Genomic DNA, 6,797 nt, shown 5'->3' on the forward strand with positions numbered 1-6,797 from the left:
CGAGGAGAAAGCGTGTCAAAATGAGGTATGGTCAATGATTAAGAAATTTCTCCACCAGATCATGTTTATTGAAATTGTCCAGGGTCTTTATTTGACCATGAAGCATCTCATTATCAAAAGGCCGATTACTTTCCAGTATCCTCATGAGAAGCGCGAGCTTCCAGACGGATATCGGGGAATCCTGGTTCAATTAAGGTATGATGACGGCTCGGAAAAATGTGTCGGATGTTCCCTTTGCGAGGCGGCCTGTCCCTCCCGGTGCATTAAAGTCATTAGTGACGAAGTTAACGGAAATCCGTTACAGCGTTATGCAAAAGAGTATATTTTTGATCTTTCCAAATGCGTCTTTTGTGCTTTTTGCGTTGCTGCATGTCCGGTCGATGCGCTTGCCATGTCGAAATTTTACGAATATTCGACCTATAATAAAAGAGATTTGATTTTAAATAAAGAAAAGATGCTGCAGATGGGTGACAAAGCGTTTCCAATTCGTCAAAAGCGGTTTGACATCACGAAAAAACATCTTAATATCTTTAACCTGGGTAAAAAGAACTTTCCTCCGGTTCATCAATAAAACAAGGTTAAACGGGGTCTTTGTAGATCTGCCAAGAGGGGAATCACCTGTTCGACCGGTCAACGTGATATAGAATATTGGAAAAAGTATGACTCTGGTTTTATTTGCCTATTTTGCGGCGGTGATCTTGATTACCGGAATTCTGGTGGTCACATTGTCCAATCCGGTCCACGCGGTTCTTTCGCTGCTCGTCATGTTTTTCCATGTGGCGGGCATCTATGTTCTTTTAAATGCCGAATTTATTGCCATTGTCCAGATTTTGGTGTATGCCGGTGCGATTTTGGTCCTTTACCTTTTTGTGGTGATGCTTCTTAATTTATCTGGAAAAGAGAAATCGCACAACCGGCAATTTCTCTTTGGCTCCTTTGTGGGCGTCACGATGTTTATTGAATTGATGATCTTTCTTTCCAGGTCACCCCTGTCCGGGACGGCGGGTTCCGATACGGTGGATAAAATCAGGTCGACCGGGAATACCCAGGCGATCGGAGAGTCACTCTTTACAACCTATCTGTGGCCGTTTGAAATCGCGTCACTGATATTACTGGTTGCCATGATTGGAGCGATCGTCTTATCCAAGAACGGTATCCTGAGGGAATCCTGGGGAGAGAAGAAATAAGGTTGAACCCGGTTATCGTTGAATCGGAAATTCAATTCAATCGCTTGACAAAGCAGTCCTTTAACATTTATCGGAGAGAACGTTGGTTCCTTTATCATATTATATCGTGCTGTCCTCTGTGCTCTTCATGCTTGGCGTGATTGGAGTTTTGGTGAGGAGAAATATTGTGATTATTCTTCTATCCATCGAAATGATGCTCAATGCCGCCAACATTAATTTTGTTGCCTTTTCCCATTATCTACACAATATCGCCGGACAGGTTTTTGTCTTTTTTGTACTGGCTGTTGCGGCATCAGAAGTCGTAATCGGCCTTGCGATCATCATCGCATTATACAAGAATCACCACACGATTAATGTTGACGAAATTAACCTGATGAAATGGTAGCGATGAACTCCTATATCCTGATCCCCTTGCTTCCGTTTCTTGCCTTTATTATTATAGGCTTTTTTGAAAAACAGATGAACGGGAAGAGCCATTTGATCGCTCTTCCGGCGGTTTTTGCTTCGTTCTTTCTTTCTCTCAAGCTCTTTCTTGAAATTTATCCTGACAAAGAAATTGTTCAGACATGGTATCAATGGATTAGTTCCGGGACTTTCAATGTTTCAATCGGAATGCAGGCCGACGCACTCACTGCAGTCATGCTTTTGCTGGTCACTACGGTAAGCTCTCTTGTCCATCTCTATACCGTGGGATATATGCATGGTGACCGGGGTTATGACCGCTTCTTTGGATACATCGCGCTATTTACTTTCTCAATGATCATGCTGGTGATGGCGAGCAACTTCCTTCAGCTTTATGTATTTTGGGAGGCGGTGGGCCTCTGTTCGTATCTCTTGATTGCCCACTGGTATGAAAAGGAGACCGCGTATAAAGCGGCCACGAAAGCCTTTGTGGTAAATCGGGTCGGCGATTTTGGATTCGGACTGGGCATACTGCTCATATTTTCCCTCTATGGATCGCTCGATTACAAAGTGGTGTTTTCCCGTCTGAACGAACAGGTGGGAAAAAGCGTAGATTTGCTTAGCTGGATAGGCGGGGGACAGAGTCTGCAGATCGACATTATGACGCTCACCGCCATCCTTCTCTTTATCGGTGCAATGGGAAAATCAGCCCAGTTTCCCCTGCATACCTGGCTTCCGGATGCGATGGAAGGTCCCACTCCGATTTCTGCCTTGATCCATGCCGCGACGATGGTCACTGCAGGTGTTTTTATGGTTGCCAGGATGCATCCGATCTATGATCTTTCGCCTACAGCGCAGCATCTGGTCATGGTCGTCGGTTCTCTGACTTCCTTCATGGCCGCCTATATTGCTCTGACTCAGTACGACATCAAACGGATTGTCGCCTATTCGACATTGAGCCAGCTTGGATATATGATGCTGGCCTGCGGCGCCGGAGCGTATACCGCCGGGATTTTTCATCTCTTGACCCACGGGGCTTTTAAGGCGCTCCTTTTCCTCGGTTGTGGAAGTGTGATCCATGCGATGGCGGGTGAACAGGATTTAAGGAAGATGGGCGGTCTAAAACCATACCTCCCGATAACCTATTGGACATTTTTAATCGGGGCGATCGCACTTTCCGGTGTTCCCCCATTTTCCGGATTTTTTAGCAAAGACGAAATTTTATGGCAGGTATTCAATTCCGGTTTCGGAGGTCCCATATTCTGGGGAATCGGAACGCTGGTCGCGTTTATGACCGCCTTCTACACCTTTCGGATTATCTTCAACGTTTTCCATGGGGAATACCGGGGTGACTCCGAAGTTAAACATCATCTTCACGAATCTCCATGGACCATTACGATCCCCTTGATGGTTCTGGCACTCCTTTCTGTCTCCGTGGGATGGGTGGGACTTCCATTCGAAGGGATGAACCTCATTGAACCCTTTCTGTCTCAGGTTGTAGGAGCACATCACCAGGAGATGGATTTGGCTTTGCAGCCGATTTTGGTCGGAATCGCCATCTTGATGGGGCTTTCAGGCATTAGCCTCGCCTATCTCTTTTATATGAAGAGAACCGACCTTCCGGCCAGGATTTCAAATTCTCTGAAACCGCTCTATGCCCTTTCATTTAACAAGTTTTATATTGACGAATTTTACGATGCCATTTTTGTCCGGGGGTCCATTGCTTTTGCGAGAGGCCTCTGGAAGGGATTTGATGTCTTGATTGTGGATGGCATTGTCAACGGCGTTGCACGGGCTGTTCAGGGCTGGGGAAGGCAAATGCGCTATTTCCAGACCGGCCAGCTTCAGCATTACGCGATGGGAATGGCCCTCGGCATATTTATCATTGTAAGTATTTACTTGTTTTTATAAGCTCGACCATCGTCATTGAAACAGTCCGGGTATTATCCAAAATAATGGTGCTTTCCTTAAATATGCATGGAATAACCTTCTCTCCAACGGCGCCGAAATTCACCCTGATCTCTATGACCCCAATTGGGTGTGGGGTAACCGAATTTCGCCGAGTCTCCTTTCAGGTTACACCATGCATATTTTTGTGCAGTTTTTTTAAAATCATAAGGCTGTTCAAAATGGATCAAATGCCAGGCCGCAGAATCGAGACGACGGAGGCGTACGAAATAGGTACGTTGAGGAAGGCGAGATTCGAGTACGCAGCAGCTGAGCATTTTCAACAGCCTGAAAAGGTATAAATGGAAGAAATTATATATAATGCCTCCGGCTTCCCCATTCTCTCCTGGGTGATTTTTTCCCCCTTGGTGGGAATTGCGCTGATTCTTTTGGTTAAAAATAGCGATTTGGTTCGTTCAATTGCGCTCGGGACAAGCGTCGTGAATTTTGTTCTCTCCATATTCATTTGGCTTCATTTTGATCCGTCGACCTACCGGATGCAGCTGGGAGAAACAATTCCCTGGATACCTCAATTCCATATTAATTATACTCTGGGAGTCGATGGCATTTCCCTCTGGCTCATCATGCTTACGACTTTCTTGACGCCGCTCTGCATTGTCTGTTCATGGAACGCCATCGAAAAAAGAGTGAAAGAGTTTATGATTTCCATACTCTTGATGGAAACAGCCATGCTCGGTGTCTTTATGGCCCTGGATTTCATTCTCTTTTATGTATTCTGGGAAGCGATGCTCATCCCGATGTACCTGATCATCGGCGTCTGGGGAGGTCCGAACCGGCTTTATGCCGCCATCAAATTCTTTCTCTATACTCTTGCGGGGAGCCTGCTGCTTCTCATTGCCATTATCACGCTTTATTTTGTGGGAGGAGAAACGTTTGACCTCCTCGCCCTGATGCGGGGCCATTATACGCCCCTTCTCCAGTTCTGGCTCTTCTGGACCTTCTTTATCGCTTTTGCGATCAAAGTCCCGATGTTCCCGTTTCACACCTGGCTCCCTGACGCCCATGTGGAAGCGCCCACTGCAGGGAGTGTCATTCTGGCTTCCGTTCTCCTTAAAATGGGAACTTATGGATTTCTGAGATTTTGTCTTCCTCTTGCTCCCGGGGCTTCGCATACCTATACCATGGCAATCCTGGTCTTGTCGGTGATTGCAATCCTTTACGGCGCCTTTATGGCCATGGCACAGGGAGATATGAAAAAGCTGATTGCCTATTCTTCGGTTAGCCATATGGGATTTGTCACGCTGGGCATTTTTGCTTTTAATATCCAGGGGGTTGAGGGGGCCATTTTACAGATGATCAATCATGGTATTACCACCGGGGCTCTTTTCCTCTGTGTCGGAATAATTTACGACCGGACTCATTCCAGACAAATTGCCGACTACGGCGGCATTGCCAAGAACATGCCGGTCTATGCCACCCTTCTGGTCATCTTTTCTTTGTCGTCTCTCGGACTTCCGGGGACAAACAGTTTCATCGGAGAATTTCTCGTTCTGGTGGGCGCGTTTCTTTCGAATAAAATCATGGGGATTCTGGCCACATTTGGGATCATCTGGGCAGCAGTTTATATGCTCTGGATGTTGCAGCGCGTGTTATTTGGGGAGATCACCAAGGAATCGAATGGAATGCTTCCGGACCTGAGCTGGAGAGAACTTTCAACGCTTGTCCCCTTATTGATCCTGGTTTTTTACATTGGTTTTTATCCCAATCCATTTTTGAATATGATGCATGCCACTGTTAATCATCTCCTGGAACAGCTCAATGCGCAATCTGCCTATGCCTTAAGCTGGCGGGAACTAATTCATGGAGGTTACAATTGACCATTCCGAGCTCCAATTTTATGGCGATACTCCCTGAGATTATTATCTCTCTCTATGCCTGTATCATTCTGGTCTTTGAACCCTTTTGTCCGAAAGAACAGCGTGTCCAGTTTGGTTATTTCGCACTTTCGGGGATTCTTCTCACCGGAATCACTTCGTTCCTAATTCTGAAACTGGGAGGAATCTACGCGTTCGGGGGGATGTTTATCCTCGATCCCTTTTCCACCTTTTTCAAATATCTGATCTACATTGCGTCGGGTCTCACCATTCTTCTCTCCATGAAATACCTTGACGAAGAAGACATCCATTTAGGGGAATACTACGCATTTATTCTCCTGGCCACTGCCGGAATGATGATTATGGTCTCGAGCGGAGATCTGATCACCATCTATTTGGGTCTGGAGACCATGTCGATATCACTTTATGTTCTGGCTGGATTTAAGCGGTTTGAGGGAAAGTCCATTGAGGCCTCGGCTAAATACTTTGTGCTCGGCTCGTTCTCTTCCGGAATTCTGCTCTTCGGAATCTCACTTCTCTTCGGATTTGTCGGAAGCACAAATCTTGGCGCCGTTGCCGCATTTATCAAGGCCAATTCGCTTCTCCCGCCCCTTAATCCCGGATTCTTGATTACCATGATCTTTCTGGTCGTTGGTTTTGGATTCAAAATTTCTTCGGTGCCGTTTCACATGTGGACTCCGGATGTCTATGAAGGTTCTCCGACTCCGGTCACTGCTTTTATGTCAGCCGGACCCAAGGCCGCATCTCTGGCCGTCTTTTTAAGAGTTTTTATGGAGGCGCTCGGCGGAATCCAGGGCGAATGGAGTAACCTCCTCATCGTGATCTCTATTGCCACCATGCTCATTGGAAATGTATTGGCTATCGTGCAGACCAATATCAAAAGAATGCTGGCATACTCTTCTATAGCCCACGCGGGGTATGCCTTGATTGGCATGATCGCGGGAGGGTCAGACGGGACTTTCAGCCTGATGATGTATATGATGATTTATACCTTTATGAACCTCGGGGCATTCGGAATTATCATTTTGCTCCATAAGGGAGGATTCCATGGGGAAGAAATCAATGACCTGACCGGGTTTGGAAAGAAATATCCTTTTGCAGCTTTTATGATGTTGGTTTTTATGTTCTCCCTTACCGGTCTGCCTCCGACCGGGGGATTTATTGGAAAATTCTATATCTTTATGGCGGCTGTTCATCACCATTTGACTTATTTGGCGGTGATTGGAGTGCTCTTGTCGGCCATATCGGCATATTACTACCTCAGAGTCGTCATGGTGATGTATATGAAAGAGCCTGACAAGGAGTATTCTCTGGCCACCTCGCCCGCGATCAATATCGGTTTAATCACGGCCATGCTTGTGATCCTGATTGTGGGTGTCTATCCGGCTCCATTAATTGGCTATGC

Annotated in this window: 6 protein-coding genes; all 6 read left to right on the forward strand. The window is 46.3% G+C overall.

Annotated elements, in window-relative coordinates; genetic code table 11:
* Positions 1 to 34 precede the first annotated feature (34 nt).
* Positions 35 to 571: an NADH-quinone oxidoreductase subunit NuoI gene (gene nuoI / locus HY200_05335; protein MBI3594363.1), complete on the forward strand. Its 537-nt coding sequence runs from the start codon at positions 35 to 37 to the stop codon at positions 569 to 571.
* A gap of 88 nt (positions 572 to 659) precedes the next feature.
* Complete coding sequence (locus HY200_05340; protein ID MBI3594364.1) at positions 660 to 1,187, forward strand: NADH-quinone oxidoreductase subunit J; 528 nt, start codon at positions 660 to 662, stop codon at positions 1,185 to 1,187.
* A gap of 82 nt (positions 1,188 to 1,269) precedes the next feature.
* Positions 1,270 to 1,572 (forward strand): NADH-quinone oxidoreductase subunit NuoK, encoded by a 303-nt coding sequence (gene nuoK, locus HY200_05345; protein MBI3594365.1) that lies wholly within the window; start codon positions 1,270 to 1,272, stop codon positions 1,570 to 1,572.
* Positions 1,573 to 1,574: 2 nt separating this feature from the next.
* On the forward strand, positions 1,575 to 3,500 hold the full coding sequence (gene nuoL, locus HY200_05350) for an NADH-quinone oxidoreductase subunit L (protein ID MBI3594366.1): 1,926 nt from the start codon (positions 1,575 to 1,577) through the stop codon (positions 3,498 to 3,500).
* A 338-nt stretch (positions 3,501 to 3,838) separates the two neighbouring features.
* Entirely contained in the window at positions 3,839 to 5,374 is a 1,536-nt protein-coding gene (locus HY200_05355; protein MBI3594367.1) for an NADH-quinone oxidoreductase subunit M, read from the forward strand.
* On the forward strand, positions 5,371 to 6,797 hold a 1,427-nt coding region (locus tag HY200_05360; GenBank protein ID MBI3594368.1), incomplete at its 3' end, for an NADH-quinone oxidoreductase subunit N. The genes HY200_05355 and HY200_05360, both read left to right, overlap by 4 nt.

The organism is Nitrospirota bacterium, from assembly GCA_016194305.1.
GTDB lineage: Bacteria > Nitrospirota > Nitrospiria > JACQBW01 > JACQBW01 > JACQBW01.

Coding starts and splice junctions, on each gene's coding strand:
- nuoI (MBI3594363.1), top strand. CDS start 35: ATGATTAAGAAATTTCTCCACCAGATCATGTTTATTGAAATTGTCCAG.
- HY200_05340 (MBI3594364.1), top strand. CDS start 660: ATGACTCTGGTTTTATTTGCCTATTTTGCGGCGGTGATCTTGATTACC.
- nuoL (MBI3594366.1), top strand. CDS start 1,575: ATGAACTCCTATATCCTGATCCCCTTGCTTCCGTTTCTTGCCTTTATT.
- HY200_05355 (MBI3594367.1), top strand. CDS start 3,839: ATGGAAGAAATTATATATAATGCCTCCGGCTTCCCCATTCTCTCCTGG.